The organism is Bacillus sp. FSL W8-0519, assembly GCF_038005585.1.
GTDB lineage: Bacteria > Bacillota > Bacilli > Bacillales > Bacillaceae_G > Bacillus_A > Bacillus_A paranthracis.
The window spans coordinates 4,510,160-4,533,664 of record NZ_JBBOTL010000001.1; the positions used below are offsets into that span (position 1 = coordinate 4,510,160).

Genomic DNA, 23,505 nt, shown 5'->3' on the forward strand with positions numbered 1-23,505 from the left:
TTTTTCAGCCATAACCTTTTATCCAAACCAGTCCTCTCTAAATAGTACATAATGGTTTTCCAAAAATAGTTCATTGTATTTAGGGAATAAGCGTTTCACTTGATTCTCTAATTTAAAGCCTATTTGTTCCATAGACCTGCATGAATTGATATTATTATCCCAAGCCTGCGCACGGATCTCATCCACATCTAAAGTTAAAAATAAGTAATTATATATTAAATTCCTTGCTTCTCGATTGACACCTGTACGCCAAAACTTACGTGCAATCCGCTGAGCCTCTGCACTCACAATTAACTTTTTATTTTCATCCACCGTTGGCACAGAGATCCAATATGTCCCTACCATTTCCTTTGTGTGTTTCGTTATAATTGACCAAGCTATAATATCTTTTAAATTTTTATAAGTATGTAACAAGTCCTTAATTTCATTACTATCTTTTGGAGTCACATTCCCTGTCCAATGGTGCATATCTGGATCTTTCATTACCTCATACCACTGTCTGTAATCCTTTTCCGGTTCCACAGAACGTAAGCATACTATGTTTCCTTCTAAAACAGGTATCTTCATCTACATTCCCCCTTTATTATTTACAAAAAGAAAGGTCTGAACGTTGTTTCGTTCAGACCTTTCTCTCTTAATCTTCCATCGTTGATAAGTCACCTGTTGGTAAGTTTAACTCCCACGCTTTTAATACGCGGCGCATAATTTTACCGCTTCTCGTTTTCGGTAATTTATCTCTAAATTCAATTTGTCTTGGCGCTGCATGAGCTGCTAGACCTTTCTTTACAAATTGACGAATTTCTTCTTTTAATTCTTCAGATGGTTCGTACCCTGCACGAAGCGCGATAAATGCTTTAATAATTTCGCCGCGCACCGGATCAGGAATACCAATTACACCAGCTTCTGCAACAGCAGCATGCTCGATTAATTTGCTTTCTACTTCAAACGGACCAACGCGCTCACCTGACGTCATAATTACATCGTCAATACGTCCTTGGAACCAGAAGTATCCATCCTCGTCCATATAGGCAGAATCACCTGATACGTACCAATCGCCCGGCATAAAGTAAGATTCATACTTTTGCTTGTTATTCCAAATTCCACGCATCATAGCTGGCCAACCTTTACCAATTGCTAAGTTACCCATTGTGTATGGAGGCACTTCATTTCCTTCATTATCAACAATCGCTGCTTTCACACCTGGAATTGGTTTACCCATTGAACCTGGACGGATTTCCATGCAAGGGTAATTACAAATAACTTGTCCACCTGTTTCTGTCATCCACCACGTATCATGAATACGAAGTCCAAATGCGTTCATACCCCAGCGAATTACTTCTGGATTTAACGGTTCACCAACGCTTAATACGTGGCGCACTTGTGATAAATCGTATTTTTTAATTGCATCTTGTCCAGCACCCATTAACATGCGAAATGCTGTTGGTGCGCTATACCAAACTGTTACACCGTAATCTTGCAGCGCTTCATACCACGCTTCTGGACTAAAGCGTCCGCCTAAAATAACATTTGATGCTCCGACTAACCACGGCGCGAAAATACCGTAAGCAGTTCCCGTTACCCAGCCTGGGTCAGCTGTGCACCAATATACATCGTCTTCTTTTAAATCTAATACCCACTTCGCCGTTTGATAGTGCTGAACCATTGCGTTTTGCGCATGAAGCACACCTTTTGGCTTACCAGTAGAACCAGACGTGTAATGTAGAATCAAACCGTCTTCACGGCCTAACCATTCAATATGTAATTCTTTTGAAGCTTGTTCGAATAAAGGATTGAATGCTACCGTTTTACCGCCTTCTTCTACATGATCTCCAACAAGGAAGACTGTTTTTAAAGCAGGTAAATCATTTAATGGTACACGCTCTAACAATTCAGGTGTTGTAATTAACACTTTTGCTTCGCTATCTTCTAAACGATCGCGAACTGCGCCTTCCATAAATGCTTCAAATAGCGGACCAACAATTGCTCCCAACTTCACTGCACCAAGAAGTGCGAAATATAACTCTGGGGAACGCGGCATAAAAATAAAAACGCGATCGCCTTTTTCTACATCGCCATAATTTTTTAGGACATTTCCTGCTTTATTAGAAAAATCCTTCATTTCCTTAAATGTATACTTCTCTTTTCGAGATCCATCTTGATAATAAAGGGCTACTTTATTCTTCCGATCGGATTTCGCATGCTTATCAATTGCCTCATACGCCATATTCACTCGGCCTGTTTCATTCCAAGTAAAGTTTTTATTAACCTCTTCCCAGTTAAAATTCGCGTATGCTTCATCATAATTCGGCAAATTATTTTCTCCTTTAATGACAGGAAGCGTTTCTACTTTCATACTTTACATCCCCCTCCTATGTATTCTATTATCTATTATAATAACATTATTTAAAATTTTCAGTATATTTGTTGATTTTTAGACAAATTTTTAATGACAAATTTCGATTCACATCGCATATATTATAAAGTACGATATGAATAGATTCACAAACCCTCAAGGTGGTGAGCAATACATTGATCCATAAAAAAATATATAATGCTAGAAACTTAAAAACAGCGAAAGGCACTTTAATTATTGAAGGGCCTGTCTCTACACATAACTTAGAAATGTATGAATTTCATCCAGATTTAGTTGCGTTTCGTCCTGCCGAGCAGCAATATAAAGCAATTGTCGAAATTTCTAAATTGCCAGAAGCTCGTCTCATTATTGCTAGACATGACCAAACGATTGTTGGATATGTTACATACTTGTATCCTGATCCACTTGAACGATGGTCAGAAGGAAAAATGGAAAACTTAATTGAGCTTGGGGCAATTGAAGTGGTCCCAGCCTTCCGCGGGAGTTCTGTCGGAAAGAACTTACTAGAGGTTTCTATGATGGACGATTATATGGAAGATTACATTATATTGACGACTGAATATTATTGGCACTGGGATTTGAAACAAACAGGCTTAAATGTTTGGGAGTACCGAAAAGTAATGGAAAAGATGATGAATGCTGGCGGGTTACAATGGATGGCTACAGATGATCCTGAAATTTGTTCACATCCTGCTAACTGTTTAATGGTCCGCATCGGTAAACGCGTTGATACGGATTCTATTCAAGCATTTGATCGTCTACGTTTTCACAATCGTTTTATGTATTAATAAAGGGGGCAACTGGAATGATTGTAGAAGAAATTATGAATCAAGATGTGGTGACACTACATCCAAACGATACAATCGAAACAGCAATCCGAACGATACGCACGAAAGGCATTCGGCACATTCCAATTGTCGATCAAAATAATCATGTTGTAGGCATTATTTCTGATCGGGATGTAAGAGATGCAAGTCCGTCTATTTTAGATGAACAAGTTTCACTCGATATGCTGAAGCAACCGCTCGAACTGATTATGAAACATCCTGTTATGACTTGCCATCCTCTCGACTTTGTTGAGGAAATTGCTACTTTATTTTTTGAAAATAAAATTGGCTGTCTTCCTGTTACAAAGGCAGGAAAGTTAGTTGGAATTATTTCTGAATCTACTGTACTGCACACGTTAGTGAAATTAACAGGAGCACATCAACCGAGTTCACAAATTGAAATTCAAGTAAAAAATGAACCTGGCATTCTCGGAAAAGTCGTTGCTATTTTTAGTGAGTTACAAATAAATATCGTGAGCGTTCTCGTCTACCCAGCAAAAGATGAGAATGATAAAGTACTCGTTTTCCGCATTCAAACGATGAATCCGCTAAAAGTGATTGATGCACTTGAAGCAGAAGGCTACCGCGTATTATGGCCAAACATCATGGGGATGCAAGCATGAGTAGCGCGTTTATTTATTCGGATGACTTTCGGGGCTATTCATTTAGCCCTGATCATCCTTTTAACCAACTGCGCGTCACACTTACGTACGATTTATTACAAAAGGGTGGTTTCATCTCTCCTTCTCAAATCATCTCACCACGGATGGCTACAGATGAAGAGATTGCCTACATTCATACAGAGGAGTACATAAATGCGGTAAAACGTGCTGGAGAAGGAAAGTTAGAAAAATCAATTGCAATGACATATGGACTCGGAACAGAAGATACACCGATGTTTCCAAATATGCACGAAGCAAGCGCATTACTCGTTGGCGGTACATTAACAGCTGTTGACGCTGTTCTTTCTGGAAAAGTAAAGCACGCCCTTAATTTAGGTGGCGGCTTACATCACGGCTTCCGCGGCAAGGCATCTGGCTTTTGTATTTATAACGACAGTTCCATCGCAATGAAATATATTCAGAAGAAATACGGTTTACGCGTTTTATATATTGATACAGATGCTCATCACGGTGATGGTGTACAGTGGTCCTTTTATGACGATCCTAACGTATGCACCATTTCACTACATGAAACTGGTCGATATTTATTCCCTGGAACTGGCGCTGTAAACGAACGAGGACAAGGTAATGGCTATAGTTATTCTTTTAACGTTCCACTCGATGCTTTTACAGAAGACGAATCGTTTTTAGATTCCTATCGAACTGTCGTAAGAGAAGTGGCCGCATACTTTAAACCGGATATTATTTTAACGCAAAATGGTGCTGACGCACATTACTACGACCCACTTACACACCTTTGCGCAACGATGAGTATTTATCGTGAAATACCGAAGCTCGCTCGCGAAATCGCTAACGAATATTGCGAAGGTCGCTGGATTGCTGTAGGCGGCGGTGGCTATGACCACTGGCGCGTCGTCCCAAGAGCTTGGGCACTCATTTGGCTCGAAATGAACAACATCCAAAACATCTCAGGTTATCTCCCTCCAGAATGGATTGACGCTTGGAAAGGACAAGCAGAAACAGAACTTCCCCTCACATGGGAAGATCCAGACAACATGTATAAACCTATCCCCCGCAAACCAGAAATTGAAGAAAAGAACGCATTAACTGTAGCGAAATCCCTTGAAATTATTCGGAATAATATGAAAAAATCTTTGTACTAAACGAAAAGGAGGCTCGTTTTTGAATAGCCTCCTTTTATTTATTGTCGGTTTCTGTCGGTAAGTCGATATATTTTAATAATCGCTGATATATTCCTAGTTGCGCCGATATATTTTGATAATCGCTGATATATTTCGAGTTGCGCTGATATATTTTTATGTACTAACGGACTTTATGGGAAAAGGTCGTGATATTATGTGGAAACAACAAATGGTCAACACGAAACGTGGCACATTCGAGCTTTTTACTAAAGGCAGTGGCGAACCGCTTTGCATTACACATCACTATTCGCAATTTAATGAGACTGGTGATTACTTTGCGGATGTTTTCACTGCTACGCATCGTGTATTGCTCATTAATTTACGAGATGCTGGTAACTCAGCAAAAGCCCAGGTAGAAAACGAATTAAGTATGATTGAAACAATTCACGATTTAGAAGCGATACGAGAAGCATTACAACTTCCAATATGGCATTTCGCTGGCCACTCAACAGGTGGTATGCTTGGACTTCTATACGCAATCACATATCCAAAATCCTTACAATCACTAGTCGTCGTTGGAGCCGCAGCAAGTAACTATACTGAAACACCATTTTGTATTTATCATCCGGAACATCCTCAGTTTCATTATATGCAACAGCTCATCGAAAATTTAAAAAGCCCTCACCTTACAAATGAGGAACGGAAAGAACTATCTACTGAGAGAACAAAATTATCATTGTTTAAACCAGAAAACTACAACTCTTATTTTTGTAAACCAATCAACAAAACAATGTCCATTAGCCGGATGAATGCTTTCGCCAATGAATATCCTTCATTTGATTTAAGAGAGTATTTACCTTCCATCCAAACAAAGACACTTATTATATGCGGAAGATATGATGTGCAGTGTCCTATTCAATATTCCATCGAGATACATGAGGATATATGCGATTCTACTTTTGTGACATTTGAGGAGAGCAACCATTATCCTTTTTTAGAAGAAACTACTCTGTTTACTTCTACCACTCAAACATTTTATAAATCATTACGCCAGTACCGTTATTATTAAAAAAAGCTCACAGCCTCTATGAGACTATGAGCTTTTTTCAAAAGAAATATTTCAACTAGTAACAATTAAAAGAAGAACACACAAAACCACTAAACCTAAATCAATAAATACTGCCTTTTTATCTCCTTCTTTTAAACTTATTAGAAAACTAGAAACTATTTTAATTGCAAAAAAGACCATCATAAACAACCCACCGAAATGATCATTCGTAGAATCTTCATCATAAAACATTTGTATTGCGCCTATTAGTAATAAAACAAGTATGATATTAGTTCCAATCTTTAAAATCTTGTTTGATTTATTATCTTTTAATATATCCCCCAAAATGTAGCACGCCCTCTCACACTCTCCTATGTTTTATCTCTTTTTATATTTTAACATAAATTACCTATCCTTCCCTTTTGATCACATAAAAAAACCTGCCAAAGCTTTGACAGGTTCCCTACACGTTAAAACGATAACCAGCTCCCCATACCGTTTCAATATATTGCGGGTGAGCTGGATCTCTTTCAATTTTTTCACGTAGCTTTCTAATATGAACAACAACAGTTGCTAAGTCACCAGCGGAGTCTAATCCCCAAATACGTTCAAATAGCTGTTCTTTATTTAATACTTGATTTGGGTTTGTGACAAAGAATGTTAATAAATCAAATTCCTTCGTTGTAAACGCAACTTCTTCATTGTTTATAAAAACTTTCCTCGCCCTTTGATCAATAGAGATTCCGTGAATATATAGCGTATCGCGTTGCTTACTTACATTTCCTAATAATCTTTCATAACGAGAAATATGTGCTTTTACCCTTGCGACTAATTCACTCGGGCTAAACGGTTTCGTTATATAATCATCCGCTCCTAAACCGAGCCCGCGAATTTTATCTATATCTTCTTTTTTTGCTGAAACAAGTAAAATCGGAATATCTTTTATAGCTCGAATTTGCTTACAAATTTCAAATCCATTCATTTTCGGAAGCATAATATCTAAAATAATTAAATCGTAGTCTTCTTGCAGGGCCATTTGTAAACCTGTTTCTCCTGAATGTTCGACATCAACTTGAAAATCATTAATTTCTAAATAATCTCGCTGTAATTCTGCAATGCTTACTTCATCTTCTATTAGTAAAATTCTTTTCAATTTACTCACCACATTTCTCTACTTTTTCCAATGAGAAGAAAATGCTTGTGCCTTCCCCAAGCTCGCTTTCCGCCCAAATTTCCCCGCCATGTTCTTCAATAATTTGCTTCGCTATCGCTAAGCCAAGTCCACTTCCACCTGTACTAGAATTTCTCGATTGCTCTGCACGATAGAAACGTTCAAAAATATAAGGAAGTGTATCAGATTCTATACCTGATCCGTTGTCCATTACTTTCACAATCACTTTATTGTTATCACTCGATACTGTTACAGTAATTTTCTTTTCTTCTTTATCCATGTATTTCACACTATTATGAATTAAATTTGATATCACTCTATTTATCTTTTCGCAATCAGCCTTTACATAAAGTGGTGATGCATGTAATTGTAAGTTAACTTCTATACCTTCTTTACTTAAATCCATCTGCATCTCTTCTATTAATTCTTGCATAAACATATTTAATTCAACCGTTTCAAACTGAAAGGGAACTCGATTCAAATCGAGCTTTGAGAATAAAAATAATTCATCAATGAGTGTATCCATATGTCTTGCTTTCGTATGGATAGTTGTCAAATACTTATCCATTTTTTCTGGCGTATTTGCTACTCCGTCTTTTATTCCTTCTACATATCCAATAATAGATGTAATCGGTGTTTTTAAATCGTGAGAGATGTTTGAAATGAGCTCTTTTCGATTTTCTTCATACTGCGTTTGCATCTCTATCGATTCTTTTAATTTCTTCCTCATTTCCTCAAATCCTTGATTCAATTGCCCAATTTCATCGTGCGATGTAACTGGTATTTGAAAATCTAAATTTCCTTCTTTAATTTTTTCAGTCGCATCTTTCAATACAAAGATTGGTTTTATAACACTTCTTGAGACGAGGTAACTTAATAATCCAATAAGTAAAATAGCTAACAGTAAAAGTGATACGAACAAAATCGGAAATAACTTTTGTGTAAGATCTACAAATGAACTTTGCTTCTTTAATACAAATATACTCCCCTCTTCTTCCTGAGGAAAATAAAAATCAAACTTTACATATCGATAAAATGTATCGCCTAATTCCGTTGTACCACGACTATTAATATTTGCTGATTCAAATTTCGGAAGAGCTTCCTTTAAAGCCCCACTTTCAAGTACTTTTGTAGCATAAGAAATGGTTTCTCCCTTTCTTACAACGATTTTCACCCCTTCTTTTTCAAGTGATGAAACGAATGATTCATCTAATAGTTGCGATTGATGTTTCTTTGCTGCCGTCTTTAACTCAATATACACATTCTCTTCTTCTGACGTAAGCGGCTTTTGAATATAGGAGCTTTTATAGAAATTTTTCACTGCTTCCAAATCACCTGTTATCGAAAAAACGATTAAAAATCCCGCGATTAATATAAGCGTAATGGAAACGAGAATGACAGCGATATAAGAAAATAAAAACCTTGTTTTAATAGACATATGTTACATCCTCACTTTATCAAACCTTATTACTCATAAGCATAAAAATATATGTTCAAATACTCAAGCGATTTTATAGTAATTTTAGCGTCAGTTTATAAAAATTTAATGTTCTTCTTTTACAGTTGAAATGAGGAGGTTGAAATTCCATGTTCAAAAAAACAGTAAGCATGATATGTTGCGTAATTTTTTTGCAAGGTTGCTCGCAAGAACAAGAAGTTAAAAAGGAGATGATAAACATGGAGACAGCGCTACTAACAGCTACTGAGAAACAAGAAACGAATACTGTTATATCGTTACTCAAAAAAGGGGCTGACATAAATATAACAGACAATAAAGGACGCACCCCTCTTATGATTGCTACATACAAAAATGATGTAAAAACCGCAAAAGCGCTTATCGAAGCTGGTGCTGACGTAAATATCCAAGATGATATGAAAAACAATCCCTTTCTATACGCCGGGGCAGAAGGTTACTTGGATATTTTAAAACTAACGATTGATGCCGGCGCAGATCCAACACTTACGAATCGTTACGGCGGAACGGCCCTTATCCCTGCCTCAGAACATGGTTATATTGATGTTATAAAAGAACTCCTCATGCGAACAAATATCGATGTAAACCATGTCAATAATCTCGGGTGGACAGCTTTAATGGAAGCCATCGTACTAAGCAACGGAGATGAAACACAACAACAAGTTATCCGCCTTCTTATTGAGCACGGTGCAGATGTAAACATTCCAGATAATGATGGTGTTACTCTGCTAGAGCATGCTCGTGCTCATCACTTTAAAGAGATAGAGAAGATTTTGTTAGAAGAACATAAGTAAAACGCTAATTTTTGCTTTCCTTCCCCGCCCTATGCTACATTTAAGCCGTTATATTAATATTAATAGGGTAACTAACTGTTACGATTTATTTAACCAATTATAACGAAAGTTAATTAAATATATCAGTAAGCCCTGCTAGTCAAGTGATTGGCTAGTAGTGAGGGTTAACTGCGGGCAATCCCTAAAGCTGATTGAACTACAACGTGGCTAGAAATAGCGAGCGTGAATGTCGCGAAAGCAGAAAAAATCAATCAGATTGTGCAAGGTTAAATCCTAAACACTAGAACAATGGGTCTTCCGCCTCGAATCATCTAAGTCAAAATGGATAAGATGAACGTTCAACGACTATCTCGTATAACTGGCGAGAGTACATCACAAGCCTATGGTGATGGAAAAATCCTCTATCTCTAAGTAGATAAACATATAGTCTGCGCTCATGTGAAAACATGAGAAGTTCATAAGAGAACTGGCTAAGGAATTGCGCCCTTAGTTGAACGAGATACATTTAATTAAATCTATCAAACCGCATTGAATTTATCGAACGTATGTGCTATTGTGAATTTAATGAGGTAAGAATGATAATGAAATTTTTACGAGTTAGTCAAGTATCAGAATTAACAGGTTTGCATCCGAGTAGTCTCAGGAGAATGCTGGTGGAACACGCTACGATTCAGAAGAACAAATCTTTCATTAAAGGAGTTACATTCTGATGATATTGGCGAAGAAAGTTAGACTGATTCCAACGCCTGAACAAGAAAAGTTGCTTAGAAACCATGCTGGCGCTGCAAGATTTGCTTATAACTATTGTAAAAGAATGAGTGATAGATACTATAAGCTATTTGGAAAATCTGTTTCACAGTTAGCTTTACAGAAACGATTTACAAAGATCAAGAAGCGAAAGAGATATGAGTGGTTAAAAGAAATTAATGCACAAGTTCCCAAACAGGCTTCAAAAGATTTTGATACGGCGAGAAAACATTCGTTCAAAAAGTACAAAAATGGTTATCACACTTCTTATAAATCCAAAAAAGATGTAATCCAAGGATTTTATGCCAATTATGAAAGACTGGTTATAGGAAAGAAAGTCGTTCATATTCAGTCTATTGGAGAAGTGAAAACAAGCCAACAACTACCAAGAAATAAAAAACCATCCAATCCAAGAGTTACCTTTGATGGTCGTCACTGGTGGATTAGTGTAGGGTTCCAAGAAGACTTTGAATCACAAGAACTAACGAATGAGTCGATTGGTGTGGATGTTGGTTTAAAAGAACTTTTTGTAGCTTCTAATGGTATGAAAGAACGAAATATAAACAAAGATGCTAAGGTTAAAAAACTTTTGAAAAGGAAAAAGTCAGCGCAAAGAGATATGTCTAGGAGATTTAAAAAAGGTGTGAAAATTCAGTCTGCCGGATATGAAAAAGCGAAAGCTGAGCACCTGCGGTTATCTAGGAAAATTATGAATATCCGAAATAACCATATCCATCAAGCAACAGCTAAATTGGTGAAAACCAAACCAATGAGGATTGTTGTGGAAGACTTATCTATTTCGAACCTGTTAAAAAACAAAAAACTATCGAAGGCACTTTCCTTTCAAAAATTAAACTTCTTCTTTCAATGTTTATCATACAAGTGCGAGAAGTACGGCATTGCGTATGAAAAAGCTGATAAATGGTTCGCCTCAAGCAAGATTTGCTCATGTTGCGGCGTAAAATACGACCATTCGGTTCAACCAGAAGGACAGTGGAGTTTAAAGATTCGTGAATGGCGTTGTGCTTCATGCAATAGCTATCACGATAGGGATGTAAATGCTGCGATAAATTTATCAAGATGGGTAAAATAAATGCTTGATAATAGGAGGTAACGATACTGCCTCGTGTGGAGTGTTATACCCCTCGTCCCTTTGGGGCTGCGAGAACACGATGAAGCACTAACTTGTATAAATTTGATTAAATTGTATAGATTTAGTTAAGTTTATCGTATCGGTGGGAATACACATGAACAAACCTAAAATTGGGATGATTGGACTTGGAAGTATCGCACAAAAAGCCTATCTTCCAACACTTACAAAAGAAACAGATTGGAATTTTGTAGGGGCGTTTACACCTAACGCAGAGAAAAGGAAACAAATTTGTCAGCAATACCGCATTCAAGAATTCCATTCTATTGAAACGTTAGCTTCAGAATGTGATGCAATCTTCGTTCATAGTTCAACTGCTACTCATTATGAAATCGTTTCTGAACTTCTGAAAAAAGGAATCGATGTTTACGTAGATAAGCCGCTAGCTGCTACAGTGGAACAGGCTGAAAAACTAGTCGAGTTGAGCGAAAAATATAACCGAAAGTTAATGGTCGGATTTAATCGCCGCTTCGTTCCTATGTATGTTGCGGCAAAAGAGCAAGCTCATCATATTTCATGGATTCGAATTGAAAAGCATCGTACAAATAAAGTCGGGCCCTATACGTACGACTTTACGATGTTAGATGATTACTTACATATTGTAGATACTGCTCGCTGGTTAGCTAACGATGAGCTTAACGTCGTTCATAATATGATGCAAATCAATGAAAAGAATGAACTTCTTTACGGACATCATACATATACAACGCCAAGTGGACTGTTACTTTCTACCGCAATGCATCGCCATGCCGGTACAAATTTAGAACAAATTGAACTTGTCACAACAGGAAAAATCATTCGCGTAAAAAACATGAACACATTTGAAGTTGAGCAAGAAAATGCAGTTTCTCAAATTGGTTCCCCATCATGGGATACGACGTTAAAACAACGTGGTTTTGAAGATGCTGTTCATCATTTCATTGAATGTGTGCAAGGAGATACAAAGCCTGTTGTAGATGGATTAGAAGGATTAAAAACGCAGCAGCTTTTGCAATCTCTGCTGAATAATGTAAACAAAAATTAAAACGGATACATTTTTCAGAATTTACTTTCATTCCCATTCCCTCTTTATTTCTCTCGAAAATTTCTATAGAATATGTTGATAGGAATTATAAATTTCATAATGAATCGTGGAAAGGATGGGATTAACACATGTGGAACGAGTTTAAGAAATTCGCGTTCAAAGGGAATGTCGTTGATTTAGCTGTCGGGGTTGTAATCGGTGCTGCATTCGGTAAAATCGTTAGTTCTTTAGTAAAAGATGTTATTACACCATTACTTGGTATGGTATTAGGTGGCGTTGACTTTACAGATTTAAAACTTACATTCGGTAAGTCATCTATTATGTACGGTAACTTCATCCAAACAATTTTTGATTTCTTAATTATTGCAGCGGCTATCTTTATGTTCGTTAAAGTGTTCAACAAACTAACATCTAGAAAAGAAGAAGAAGAAGAAAAAGAGGAAGAAATTCCAGAACCAACAAAAGAAGAAGTTCTTCTTGGCGAAATTCGCGACTTGCTAAAACAGCAAAACTCTTCTAAAGATAGAGCATAATTGAACGGATAAAAAGGCATGTCCCGAGAGGGACATGCCTTTTTTATATGCTATAACGTTTCCGAATTCATATGAATAAATAAAATAATACCAGCAACCATAAGTACCATAATACTACTTGCAAATAGTGTAATTCCCATAAACATTAAACTTGTGCTCATATCCACCGATACACTTTCAATAAAAATAGAAATTACATACGTGATAAGGGCAATTCCTGCAAGAATACTTCCTGGAACAAATCGCTTTAAACCATTTTGTTTTAACGTCATATATGCAAAAATAGCAGTCATACAAAGCGTAATTATCCAAAGAACGATCATCTCTTCTCCCCCCTCACAAGCCTTTTCTTTCTATTATACATGACATTGCCCTATAATAGTTATTTTTACACTTATGTGACATATAACAAGGAATACCCCCAATTGTAGCGAAAACATTACAACATACACTTACATAATGAGGAGCGGTTCATTTGGAATATACTACTGTAGGGGATTTAGATTTAGTCGAACGATTCGATTATGTTACGATTGACTTAGACAAACAGTTTTTTTATATCGAAGTTATAAATCTACAAAGCAATAAAGCTGTACTAAAAATATCAATGAACTTAGAAAAAGACGAAACGATGATAGAGGGAAATACAATTCAGTACGATACTTTGCACATAGAAGCATTATTACAAGGGTTAAAATGTGTTGCACAAACATGTATTGATCGCAATTTAAGCAACCAAGAGGAACTATTCGCATTTCTAGAAGAAAATTAGCCCCAATTAAAAATGGTTATTTTTTCTATTAATTAATATAATTATTATATACAAATATTCTTTATAAGGGAGTGTTCATAATGATTTGGATTTCACTAATCGTATTAGCCTATTTCATCATTCTCGTCCCAATACAGTATAACTACATTAAAATACTCAAAGAAAAACAGAAGAAAATGAATATGTCACAAAACGAACTATATGACAACATGTCTTATGAAGAATCCCAAATACATTACCATTACCAAAGTAACGTATTTACAATACCTGCTTCACTTGTCGCAAGTATTATTTATAGAGTGAAACATGCAGCATAATATGTACGCTGTAAAATTATTGTTTGAATCTGTTCATTCTGGTGAGCCTAATCCTACGAAAATGGATGAGCATTATGAAGAAAATCACGATACACTTTTTGAAGAAAGTATTATTCTTGTTAAGGCACACAGTTTTGAAGAGGCCCATACACTAGGTGAACAAATCGCTATACAGTCTGAGCATACGTACGATAATATGTACGGTGAGCAAGTAACGTGGACGTTTCGAAAACTATTACATGTGTTTGAATTAGACGATACACCATTTGAAACTGGAAAAGAATTATACGCAAGATTTTTACACGTTAAGAAAAATGAAACGGTGGATACTGTAGTAAAAGCATACTATCCTGAATACGAATAAAAGCTCACAGCAATCGCTGTGAGCTTTTTTTATACTTACTTCGTTGAATCTCTAAATTGGATACGGTGAGGTAAGATAACAGTGTGATCTTCCACTTTTTCTTTGTTCATATACTTTGTTAATAGACGCATTGCTACTGCACCGATATCATACATCGGTTGTACAACTGTTGAAAGTTGTGGACGAACCATTAATGCAAGGCGTGTATTATCGAAACCAAGTACTTCTACATCAGTTGGTACATTTAATCCAGTGTCTTGTGCTGCGTGGATTACACCTAGTGCCATTTCGTCAGAAGATACGAAGATCGCTGTTGGCTTTTCATCAAGGCTCCAAAGCTTTTCGAATGCTTCGATACCTGAGTCATATGTGTAATCTCCATCGATTACAAGATTTTCATCATATGAAATACCTGCTTCTTCTAGAGCTTTTTTATAACCTTGTAATTTCTTCGCGCTTCCCGCTTTATCAATGAAAGGACCAGAGACGAAACCGATACGCTTATGTCCTTGTTCAATAAAGTGCTTCATTGCGTCGTAAGCTGCTTGTGTATAATCAATGTTTACTGATGGCGTTTCATTTTGCTCATCAAATGACGCTGCTAATACGATTGGTACTGGAGACTTTTTAAATTCTTCAATGTGAATGTCTGTAATATCTTCACCCATGAAAACAATTCCGTCCACTTGTTTTCCAAGCATCGTATTTAATAAATGGAACTCTTTCTCTTTGTTTTGGTCAGAGTTACTTAAAATGATGTTATATTTGTACATTGTTGCGATATCTTCAATTCCACGAGCAAGTTCTGCATAAAACGTATTTGAGATATCAGGAATAATAACACCTACTGTAGTTGTCTTCTTACTTGCTAATCCACGTGCTACCGCATTTGGGCGGTATCCTAAACGATCAATTGCTTCTAATACTTTCTTTCTTGTTGTAGGCTTTACATTTGGGTTACCGTTCACAACGCGTGACACGGTAGCCATTGAAACGTTCGCTTCGCGCGCTACATCATATATTGTTACGTTCATCTCATCGCACACTCCTTCTATTTTTGCTATCTATTTTTATGTATCGGTTACTTGAATGAAAAAAAGACATCAACTCTATTTGCAGATGCCACCAATCGTCCCGAGTTCTTCCTTTTACTAATGATACGATAAAAACGCAGGGTCATACAATATTTTCCCGCAAAAGTTTCGAAAAAATTCGCTTCTTTTCTCGTATTTTCGTATTTTTCATGAAAAAAAGGGGATTTTTTGTAAAAATATAGATGTTTCATAAGTAGAAATCTTATTTTAAGCAGTACACTAGCTAGTAATTGAAATTTATATCAGCGATTTTTTGAATATATCGACTTACCAACAAAAATCGACAATGATAGGCATTTGATGCGCTGGATCTGGAAGTACTCTACAATTGGCAATAGAAGATCCCATCCCCCTGTAGAATGCGTTACATCGACAATACAAGGGGTAAATTGAAATTAGTACAGCGGAAATATGGAGCGTATTACGTGACGCCCTGTCCCATCGTCCCCTTTCATTTACAGTAAAAAAAGACAGTTTAAACACTGTCTTTTTTTATAAGAAGGAAACAAACGGTTTATCGCTGTTTTTCTCTTTTATAACAATTGCCTCAATTTTATTCTCGGACTTTATCTGCAATTGTACTTTTGCATCTTTCGGTAATTGGTCTAACATACTTTGAGCGGCGAGTTGAGTAAGAGCCATTAATTCTGTTTTACCGTTATATTTAATAACAATATCCATATTTAATGTATCCATTTGATTTTTCTTATAAGAAACTTTAGCATTTACTGGAATAAAGTCTCCAGGAGAAAAACCTTTCATTGCCTCAGCAAATTTATTTATTTTTTCATTATCTTCTCCATGTGCTTGTGTAAATTCATCGGAAGGATATGAATACGCTTTTTCTTCAATTGCATTCCAATTTCCAAGGTTCGTATCATTCTTTTGAACGGTAGCACTAGCAATATACGTGCCATTTTTTAAAGAACTTGTACTTTCTTGCTTAAAGATAGCAAACGTAATTGGGGATTTATTATACTTGTCATTTTTATGAATAGCTTCAATAAGTTGCTTAGCAACTTCAGTCCCCTTAGACATTGCCTCTTCATTGGATACACTTGAAGACATAGCTAACCCAATTACAACGCCAGATAAACTTAATTCATTTGAATTCTGTTTCCCGAAATAGTCTTGTTCTATAATATTTGTCAAAACGGGTGCTTCTACTTTTGCGACTAGTTCATCAACTAACTTCTCAGGAATATACTGATTTAATTGAAGCACATGGTTTTCTGTATCAAATTGCTCTTTTGCAATATTCATTAAACCATTTTCATACTCTGCTAAATCTAATTTAGAATTTGTTTTTACATTAGCTGTATTTATAACCTTTTGTCCTTTTAAAGGAATTACAGTTCTATAATAATCTTTAGAAACAGCAGTTCTCGGAATCATGCTTTTTTCTTTCGTATCTTTCTGTATAACTTCATCCTTCTTACTAATCGTATCATTACTACAAGCTCCTAGTAATAAACTTACGACTGCGAAGGATAATGCCATTTTCTTCATTACTTAAAACCTACTTTCAACAATCTAGTTATTTAGTTTGAACTATTAACAGTTTACCATTAAATATATTTCAACAAAAACAAAAAAAAGAAGCAAGCACCTTTTGCTTGCTTCTTTTTACTTAATATTCTCTTCTAAAGCATCTTTTTTTATGTTCCAATGAGACGTATTCCATACTACCATCCCATCTTTTATGTATAACACTTGCGGAGATTCATGTTTAATGCTGTACTGTTCTGCAACACGATTCGAAACATCTCTCGCATCTTGTACGTATAAGTAATACGCTGGTACCGCTCTTTCTTCACTACAATAAGCTTGAAATTCTGTATAGGCACCATGACTAATCGGGCATGTCGTACTATGTTTAAAAAGAACATAAGGCTCGTTTTTTTCTACTAGTACTTCAAGCTCTTCAATTGTTTCAAGTTTTGTCATATTCATTACGATTCACCTCTCATACGAAGTCTAGAGCGCTTTTCTTTCTTTTCAGCTTTTTTCTCGAGTCTTTCTAATTTACGTTCTTCTTTTTCAACCTTTTTCTCTTGTCTTGTCGCACGATAATGATTGTATACTTCAATTGCTGCGCTACTCCACTGTACAACTTGCGCTACTTTATCTGCATTATTTTCAATTTCATCCGTAACAGACTCTGATACATTACGAAGTTTCGTATTTAAAGAATGGATTGTCGTTCCAATTCCATCTACACCCGATACTACTTTATTTAATGATTGTGACTTCTGTTGAATGTCATCAGCTAACGCATTTGTTTTATGTAATAATTGCTCCGTCTCTACGCTAATCCCTTGCATTTGCTTTTCTAAACCTTCTAACGTGCTTGCAACGTTTTCTAACGTCTTCTGAACCGATAACAACGTTCTGCATACATACACTACTAATACAGCGAAAGCAACCGCGATAATAGCTGCACTTACATATAAAAGAACTTGCATTTCATCACTTCCTTTATCTTTTTCATACTTTCCCCTATTATACAATCATTTTCCGTTTCGTTCTAATCCCTATCTTTCCATTAGAATTTTCATACTTATTCGTTAACTTTAACATAAATGATTCAACAAATTCCACTAAGTAGGTTACAATAGGAGAGGATACATAATTAGTAGGGAGGCTTTACATATGAAAGATCCACGCATTGAAAAGTTAGCATACAATTTAATTAACTACTCTATTCGCTTACAAAAAGGCGAAAAAGTATTAATTGAAAACTTTGGCTTACAAAAAGAACTTGTAACTGCACTTGTTAAAGAAGCATATGCAGCTGGTGGTTTCCCATTCGTTTCTTTAAAAGATCATCAAGTAGATCGCTCTTTATTAATGGGTGCTACTGAAGAACATTTTGAACAAATCGCAGCCTATGAAGCAAACGTAATGAAAGATATGGACGCTTATATCGGTCTTCGCTCTGGCGATAACATTAACGAACAAGCTGACGTGCCAAGTGAAAGAATGCAAATTCACGGTCAAACAGTTGGTAAGAAAGTTCATAGAGACATTCGCGTTCCAAAAACACGCTGGGTTGTTCTTCGCTACCCAAATGCTTCTATGGCACAGCTTGCGAAAATGAGCACAGAAGCTTTCGAAGACTTCTACTTCGAAGTATGTAACTTAGACTACGGTAAAATGGATAAGGCGATGGATAGCCTTGTTACATTAATGAATAAAACAGATAAAGTGCGCCTAACTGGACCTGGAACTGACTTAACATTCTCTATTAAAGACATTCCAGCAATTAAATGCTCAGGTCATTTAAACATTCCAGACGGTGAAGTATACTCTGCACCAGTTCGTGATTCTGTTAACGGTACAGTTTCTTACAACACGCCATCTCCTTACAACGGTTATACATTTGAAAATGTACAACTTAAATTCGAGAACGGCCAAATCGTTGAAGCAACTGCAAACGATTCAGAACGCATTAACAAAATCTTCGATACAGACGAAGGCGCACGCTACGTTGGTGAGTTCGCAATTGGCGTAAACCCATACATCTTACATCCAATGGGAGACATCCTATTCGATGAAAAAATCGATGGCAGCTTCCACTTCACTCCTGGACAAGCTTACGACGATGCATGGAACGGTAACAACTCGAACATTCACTGGGATTTAGTATGCATCCAACGCCCTGAATACGGCGGCGGCGAAATTTACTTCGACGACGTACTAATCCGTAAAGACGGACGCTTCGTTGTACCTGAATTAGAAGCTTTAAACCCAGAGAACTTAAAATAATGAAAAACGCTCGGGATTTTTTCCGAGCGTTTTTTTATCTTCACTCTATATTGAGCTACTTTTCTCACTTTTTGTTTGCTGGAAGTGAAAATAATACAAAAGCGCCACTGCAATAGTACCAATCAATATAGGAACATATAAAGGCAGATCCCATTTCATATATACTCTAGTGCAACCAACAAGTACAAATAATATTTCCAAGCAAAACAAAGGTTTTACATATTTCATTTCTTCCCTACCATTTCTATTTTCACATGTGGATTCTCTTTCTCAATAAGTGCCAAAAATTCAGTCATATGTTGCGGCATCGCAACCATATGTACTTTGTATGCATTCGTCGTAATTTCAAGGTAGTTTCCAACTTGACGAACAACTCTTATATCTTTTAATACAACATCATCATTTAAAATACCGTACTTTAATACACCATCTTCTACTTTATGCTTTTTAATAAATACTTCCCAAACGAGTGGTACATTAACAAGGAAGCATAAACTCATCCCAATTAACGCTGTCATCCACTGCTCTTTATTTGCGACAATCATGACGAGTGGATACACAAACATAAAAGCTAACGTGAGACAAACGAAAATGACTACTGACTTACTTCTTTGAATCGGAAAGTTCATACACGCACCCCCTAACCTAAATTATACCACTTTTTCCATTTTAGTTCATAAAAAAAAGGCCATTTCTACATGACCTTCTTAAACAATATATCTATAAAATTTCTTATCCACCTGCAACACTGGAAAACTTTTTGGCAACTCATCTATACTCACACTTTCAAAACCATTCTTTTCATAAAAGCGATGCGCCGCTAAAAATTTCACTGTCGTTCCTAAGTAAATATCCTTCAGCTTTTTATTCTCAGCCCACGAAATTGCTGTTTGGAGCAACTTATGTGATGCACCCCACTCTTTTCCCCGAAATTCTTTTTTTACGAACATTTTTCTTAACGCTACTTGATGATTCCCAATATCTAATAAAGCTACTGTTCCAACTACTTTACCATCATAAATTGCTACCCAAAAGTTGCCATGATTCCTTTGATAAAATGTTTCTATTTCAAGCAGGTCCGGCTGCTCTTCTTTCATAATGGGGACATTGTACTCTTTTTGCTGAATATGAACGATAAGGTTTACTACTTCCTCTTGAAATGTACTTTCATACGGAACAATATGAATCTTCTCGTTCATCGAATCTCCTTCCACTCTGAAGCTAATAAACTATATACAGCGATATCGTGGAAGTGATCGTATAGCCATTCTTCATCTCTTAAAATACCATCTAACTTAAATCCTAAACGCTCTGGGATCGCGCGGCTTTTCACATTTTCAACACCGCATCTAATTTCCATTTTATTTAATTTTAAATTCTCAAATGCATAGTGAAGTACAGCCTTCACGCTACGCGTCATAATACCTTTCCCGCCAGCATCTTCTGCAAGATAATATCCAAGACTCGCCGCTTTCTTCCCCCAGCTCACTGGATGAATACCTACCATCCCAACGAGCTTTCCTTTATAACGTATACCACTTTCAAAACCGTCTCCCTCTGCAAACTTCTTTAACCACATCGGACAAATCTCATTATAAGCATCAGCAGATTTCGTCCCATCTACCCAAGGAAGCCATCTTCTTAAATGATTACGGTTTTGATTTATTAATTGATATAGTTCCTCTTTATGATGTTTTTCTAGTAATTGTAGTTCGATTTCGTCATCTACCCGGAGTGTGAACATGTTTTTTAGCTCCCTTTTCATTTTTCTTATTATTCTAACATTTCTAAACGAAAAATGTTAAATATTCACACTTTCTTTTGATTTTATTTGTATAAAACCTGATGAACACAATACTCCCGTAATAACCAATAGCATCCCTATACATTGTGCGGGTGCTATATTTACTCCCTCTAAAAAAGAAATAATCATTGTAACTACAGGCACTAGATTAAAAAATAAAGATGTCCTTGCTGCACCAATTTGAGCAATTCCATTATTCCACCATAAGTAACCAAGCACACTCATTCCAATTGCCATAAAGAGAATCGCTCCCCATGCCAACAAAGGAATTTCTAAAACTGTTACTATACTTTTTTGTGTAGAAGATATGATCATAAAGGCAAGTGCACCAATAGTCATCGTATATGTCGTCGTTTGTATTGGATTACCAGTTTTAATAAACTTTCTGCCTAGTACACCGTATAACGCCCAGCAAATATTTCCTAATAAAATATAAAAATCCCCTTTTGAAAATGATAAATTTTGTATTGCGGTAAACGAACCTTGCGTAAGCACAAAAACAACACCAATTAGTGCAAGTAACATTCCAATACCTTGGCGCTTTACTATTTTCTCCCGTAAAATAACACTTGCTAACAGCGTCGTAACAAGCGGGTTTGTCGCCATAATAAGTGCACCATTCATAGCTTCTGTATGTTTCATTCCTAAAAAAAAAAAGAAGTTAAAACCGAATATACACCAACAATGCCTAACAAAAGGTAATAGATCCTGTTTTGCCTCCATACCTCCACCTCAAAATCTTTTCGTATTTTTAACAGACATAACATCACAAATGCAGCAATCCCAAAACGCCATGCTGCTATATGAATCGCTTCGAAATACTGCACCGCATATTTCGAAGCATTAAATGTTCCACCAGTAAATATCGCAAATCCTAATAACTGCGCATATACTTTATTTTTCATTGTCGGCCTCCAAGTCTTTTCCTTCTAGAAAACCGTAATAGATTTCTAACTTCTCTTCTGTTAGCTGGACAACTTTTCGCAATTGTTCTTGCTGTTCTTTTAATCTTTCTAAATGAGTTGTTAAAATTGAAATTCTCTTTTTTACTTTCGCTGGCACTTCCTCTTTCCTCTGCCTAATTTCCTCTATAATGCATCCATCACTTGCAAACTCAGCCATCTCTTCTAATGACATTCCAGTTTGTTTTAATGAACATAAAAATTTTAATAGGCGCACATCACCTTCTGTATATTGACGAATCCCGCTATTTCGCGTTGGTGGTGGTAATAATCCTAATTTCTCATAGTAACGCAAAGTATGAATACCCATCCCTGTTAATTCTGCTACTTCACCGATTTTATACATGTTCTCTCCCCCTTGTTTTTACATATTCATCTTACAACCTAGAGTTAGCTCTAGGTCAATACAGAAATAAAAATCCACTATATATGATTGATATCTAGATATGAATCGTATATAGTTAAAGTATGGAAAAAAATGATAATTTTATAATTCAATTACGTAAAGGTGTTTTTGATCTCGCTATTTTATCCTTAATAAGTAAACAACCTATGTACGGATACGAAATTACAAGTGCATTACAAGAAATCCCTGTATTTCATATCCCCAATGGCTCGATTTATCCTATATTAAATCGAATCACGAAAAACAATTGGGCTGTTTCCTATTGGGAAGAGTCTGGTGATGGCCCAAAAAGAAAATACTATCGCATTACAGACGAAGGGAGAGAAATTTTACATAGTCGCTTACATGATTATGATGCCGTGTATCAAGCTCTAATGTTACTAGCTAAAGGAGAGGATAAAAAATGAACAAGGAACAATTCTTTGCAAATGAACTCATTATTTCTTTCTTACACGATTTTCAGAAAGGTTTAATGAACTTACCTACATCAGCACGCGAACAACATGTGCTAGAAATTAAATCTGATTTATACGAAAATGCATTAAGTAAAGAAAGTGAAGGGATACCATCAGCAAGCATCCCTTCACAAGTGATTGCAGAATTTCTTCCTCCAAAAGAACTAGCAAAGGAAATTGCAGCAGAATATATCGACGTTATTCAAGATGTACAGCAATCTACAAATACATTTATAAAATATTATTCTGGCCTATCTATCGGTCCACTTGGTGCTCTATCAGTACCTATTGTACTAGGCTTCATCAATATTTCAGCTAATTTGCCATTTGTACTAGCTTTTATAGCAAGTAACATTTGGTTCATCTGTAGAGAAAACCATTGGAATACAGACTTATTAAAATACTTTAAAACAATAATTTCCATTAGCTCAAGGCTTTTAATCGCTCTTCCATTTTCATTTTTCGCAATTCGCATCATCATAACAAAACAATTCGATATGTTTTCATTCTATTATTTAATTGGATATGTACTTTTTAGTTCAATTTATATCGTTTTGTTAAAACAACTCTACAAAAAGAATAAACAATACCAACCTATCCATGGTTTTTAAATATATCGAACACAACAAAAAAGACGCACAGCTAAGCTATGCGTC

Annotated in this window: 29 protein-coding genes and 1 pseudogene; 14 read left to right on the forward strand and 16 right to left on the reverse strand. The window is 36.1% G+C overall.

Translation table 11 applies throughout. The features are described 5' to 3' along the window. Positions 1–18: 18 nt before the first annotated feature. Together NST14_RS23680 and acsA are read right to left on the reverse strand one after the other, a co-directional pair. Positions 19–567, reverse strand: coding sequence for a GNAT family N-acetyltransferase (locus NST14_RS23680; protein ID WP_000701361.1), 549 nt, complete (start codon positions 565–567; stop codon positions 19–21). A gap of 67 nt (positions 568–634) precedes the next feature. After that, the gene (gene acsA / locus NST14_RS23685; protein WP_000862042.1) at positions 635–2,353 is read right to left on the reverse strand and encodes an acetate--CoA ligase; all 1,719 of its coding nucleotides are present in this window, start codon (positions 2,351–2,353) and stop codon (positions 635–637) included. Positions 2,354–2,529: 176 nt separating this feature from the next. On the opposite strand from acsA, the gene acuA reads away from it, so the two are divergent. From acuA to NST14_RS23705, 4 genes are all read left to right on the forward strand, one after another. After that, positions 2,530–3,162: an acetoin utilization protein acetyltransferase AcuA gene (gene acuA, locus NST14_RS23690; protein ID WP_000581400.1), complete on the forward strand. Its 633-nt coding sequence runs from the start codon at positions 2,530–2,532 to the stop codon at positions 3,160–3,162. 17 nt (positions 3,163–3,179) lie between these two features. Next, entirely contained in the window at positions 3,180–3,824 is a 645-nt protein-coding gene (locus tag NST14_RS23695) for an acetoin utilization AcuB family protein (protein WP_000634568.1), read from the forward strand. After that, on the forward strand, positions 3,821–4,987 hold the full coding sequence (gene acuC, locus NST14_RS23700; protein WP_000092806.1) for an acetoin utilization protein AcuC: 1,167 nt from the start codon (positions 3,821–3,823) through the stop codon (positions 4,985–4,987). The genes NST14_RS23695 and acuC overlap by 4 nt, the downstream gene beginning before the upstream one ends. Before the next feature lie 172 nt (positions 4,988–5,159). Next, positions 5,160–6,035, forward strand: coding sequence for an alpha/beta fold hydrolase (locus NST14_RS23705; protein ID WP_001998432.1), 876 nt, complete (start codon positions 5,160–5,162; stop codon positions 6,033–6,035). 51 nt (positions 6,036–6,086) lie between these two features. On the opposite strand, the gene NST14_RS23710 is transcribed toward NST14_RS23705, so the two are convergent. From NST14_RS23710 to NST14_RS23720, 3 genes are all read right to left on the reverse strand, one after another. After that, positions 6,087–6,359, reverse strand: a complete 273-nt coding sequence (locus NST14_RS23710) for a hypothetical protein (protein WP_000502330.1) — start codon at positions 6,357–6,359, stop codon at positions 6,087–6,089. Positions 6,360–6,477: 118 nt separating this feature from the next. Continuing rightward, complete coding sequence (locus NST14_RS23715; RefSeq protein ID WP_001993852.1) at positions 6,478–7,167, reverse strand: response regulator transcription factor; 690 nt, start codon at positions 7,165–7,167, stop codon at positions 6,478–6,480. 1 nt (position 7,168) lies between these two features. Next, positions 7,169–8,623, reverse strand: coding sequence for a sensor histidine kinase (locus NST14_RS23720; protein WP_000023851.1), 1,455 nt, complete (start codon positions 8,621–8,623; stop codon positions 7,169–7,171). Positions 8,624–8,772: 149 nt separating this feature from the next. Between NST14_RS23720 and NST14_RS23725 the strand changes: the two genes are divergently transcribed. The 4 genes from NST14_RS23725 to mscL all read left to right on the forward strand — a co-directional run bounded on the left by NST14_RS23725 (position 8,773) and on the right by mscL (position 12,907). Continuing rightward, a complete protein-coding gene (locus tag NST14_RS23725) occupies positions 8,773–9,453 on the forward strand; it encodes an ankyrin repeat domain-containing protein (protein ID WP_048557726.1) in 681 nt (226 codons plus the stop codon). Between the two features lie 709 nt (positions 9,454–10,162). Next, positions 10,163–11,293: an RNA-guided endonuclease InsQ/TnpB family protein gene (locus tag NST14_RS23730; protein WP_061185372.1), complete on the forward strand. Its 1,131-nt coding sequence runs from the start codon at positions 10,163–10,165 to the stop codon at positions 11,291–11,293. 154 nt (positions 11,294–11,447) lie between these two features. Then, positions 11,448–12,374 carry a Gfo/Idh/MocA family protein gene (locus NST14_RS23735; protein WP_061536129.1) on the forward strand — a complete coding sequence of 309 codons (927 nt, stop codon included), beginning with the start codon at positions 11,448–11,450 and terminating at the stop codon, positions 12,372–12,374. Between the two features lie 128 nt (positions 12,375–12,502). Beyond that, entirely contained in the window at positions 12,503–12,907 is a 405-nt protein-coding gene (gene mscL, locus NST14_RS23740) for a large-conductance mechanosensitive channel protein MscL (RefSeq protein ID WP_000267019.1), read from the forward strand. 50 nt (positions 12,908–12,957) lie between these two features. Here mscL and NST14_RS23745 read toward each other — a convergent pair whose 3' ends face one another. Then, complete coding sequence (locus NST14_RS23745; protein WP_000636593.1) at positions 12,958–13,230, reverse strand: DUF3917 domain-containing protein; 273 nt, start codon at positions 13,228–13,230, stop codon at positions 12,958–12,960. Positions 13,231–13,382: 152 nt separating this feature from the next. On the opposite strand from NST14_RS23745, the gene dhp61 reads away from it, so the two are divergent. From dhp61 to NST14_RS23760, 3 genes are all read left to right on the forward strand, one after another. Beyond that, positions 13,383–13,679: a protein Dhp61 gene (dhp61, locus tag NST14_RS23750; protein ID WP_000456865.1), complete on the forward strand. Its 297-nt coding sequence runs from the start codon at positions 13,383–13,385 to the stop codon at positions 13,677–13,679. Positions 13,680–13,759: 80 nt separating this feature from the next. Then, positions 13,760–13,996 (forward strand): DUF3949 domain-containing protein, encoded by a 237-nt coding sequence (locus tag NST14_RS23755; protein ID WP_000637881.1) that lies wholly within the window; start codon positions 13,760–13,762, stop codon positions 13,994–13,996. A 1-nt stretch (position 13,997) separates the two neighbouring features. Next, a complete protein-coding gene (locus NST14_RS23760) occupies positions 13,998–14,360 on the forward strand; it encodes a DUF4288 domain-containing protein (RefSeq protein WP_229143069.1) in 363 nt (120 codons plus the stop codon). Positions 14,361–14,395: 35 nt separating this feature from the next. Here the strand turns inward: NST14_RS23760 and ccpA are convergent, their stop codons facing one another. The 4 genes from ccpA to NST14_RS23780 form a co-directional block, all read right to left on the reverse strand. Beyond that, positions 14,396–15,394 (reverse strand): catabolite control protein A, encoded by a 999-nt coding sequence (ccpA, locus tag NST14_RS23765; protein ID WP_001103296.1) that lies wholly within the window; start codon positions 15,392–15,394, stop codon positions 14,396–14,398. Between the two features lie 552 nt (positions 15,395–15,946). Beyond that, a complete protein-coding gene (locus tag NST14_RS23770) occupies positions 15,947–16,963 on the reverse strand; it encodes a CamS family sex pheromone protein (RefSeq protein ID WP_229143047.1) in 1,017 nt (338 codons plus the stop codon). 117 nt (positions 16,964–17,080) lie between these two features. Further along, positions 17,081–17,407: a bacillithiol system redox-active protein YtxJ gene (ytxJ, locus tag NST14_RS23775; RefSeq protein WP_001057466.1), complete on the reverse strand. Its 327-nt coding sequence runs from the start codon at positions 17,405–17,407 to the stop codon at positions 17,081–17,083. Further along, positions 17,407–17,919: a DUF948 domain-containing protein gene (locus NST14_RS23780; protein WP_001197726.1), complete on the reverse strand. Its 513-nt coding sequence runs from the start codon at positions 17,917–17,919 to the stop codon at positions 17,407–17,409. The genes ytxJ and NST14_RS23780 overlap by 1 nt, the downstream gene beginning before the upstream one ends. A 187-nt stretch (positions 17,920–18,106) precedes the next feature. Here NST14_RS23780 and NST14_RS23785 point away from each other — a divergent pair, with 187 nt between their 5' ends. Further along, positions 18,107–19,222 (forward strand): aminopeptidase, encoded by a 1,116-nt coding sequence (locus tag NST14_RS23785; RefSeq protein ID WP_000654722.1) that lies wholly within the window; start codon positions 18,107–18,109, stop codon positions 19,220–19,222. A 45-nt stretch (positions 19,223–19,267) separates the two neighbouring features. On the opposite strand, the gene NST14_RS23790 is transcribed toward NST14_RS23785, so the two are convergent. The 6 genes and pseudogenes from NST14_RS23790 to NST14_RS23815 form a co-directional block, all read right to left on the reverse strand. Beyond that, on the reverse strand, positions 19,268–19,450 hold the full coding sequence (locus tag NST14_RS23790) for a hypothetical protein (RefSeq protein WP_000878351.1): 183 nt from the start codon (positions 19,448–19,450) through the stop codon (positions 19,268–19,270). After that, complete coding sequence (locus tag NST14_RS23795) at positions 19,447–19,851, reverse strand: PH domain-containing protein (protein WP_001010634.1); 405 nt, start codon at positions 19,849–19,851, stop codon at positions 19,447–19,449. The genes NST14_RS23790 and NST14_RS23795 overlap by 4 nt, the downstream gene beginning before the upstream one ends. Before the next feature lie 78 nt (positions 19,852–19,929). Beyond that, positions 19,930–20,421, reverse strand: coding sequence for a GNAT family N-acetyltransferase (locus NST14_RS23800; protein ID WP_001003093.1), 492 nt, complete (start codon positions 20,419–20,421; stop codon positions 19,930–19,932). Further along, positions 20,418–20,966, reverse strand: coding sequence for a GNAT family N-acetyltransferase (locus NST14_RS23805; RefSeq protein ID WP_000494672.1), 549 nt, complete (start codon positions 20,964–20,966; stop codon positions 20,418–20,420). The genes NST14_RS23800 and NST14_RS23805 overlap by 4 nt, the downstream gene beginning before the upstream one ends. Before the next feature lie 57 nt (positions 20,967–21,023). Beyond that, positions 21,024–21,931: pseudogene (locus tag NST14_RS23810) on the reverse strand (DMT family transporter). Continuing rightward, positions 21,921–22,334, reverse strand: a complete 414-nt coding sequence (locus NST14_RS23815) for a MerR family transcriptional regulator (protein WP_000276595.1) — start codon at positions 22,332–22,334, stop codon at positions 21,921–21,923. Before NST14_RS23815 ends, NST14_RS23810 begins: the two are co-directional and overlap by 11 nt. 122 nt (positions 22,335–22,456) lie before the next feature. Here NST14_RS23815 and NST14_RS23820 point away from each other — a divergent pair, with 122 nt between their 5' ends. Then, a complete protein-coding gene (locus tag NST14_RS23820; RefSeq protein ID WP_000414143.1) occupies positions 22,457–22,801 on the forward strand; it encodes a PadR family transcriptional regulator in 345 nt (114 codons plus the stop codon). Further along, the gene (locus NST14_RS23825) at positions 22,798–23,460 is read left to right on the forward strand and encodes an HAAS signaling domain-containing protein (RefSeq protein WP_001031376.1); all 663 of its coding nucleotides are present in this window, start codon (positions 22,798–22,800) and stop codon (positions 23,458–23,460) included. Before NST14_RS23820 ends, NST14_RS23825 begins: the two co-directional genes overlap by 4 nt. The last annotated feature ends 45 nt before the right edge of the window (positions 23,461–23,505 follow it).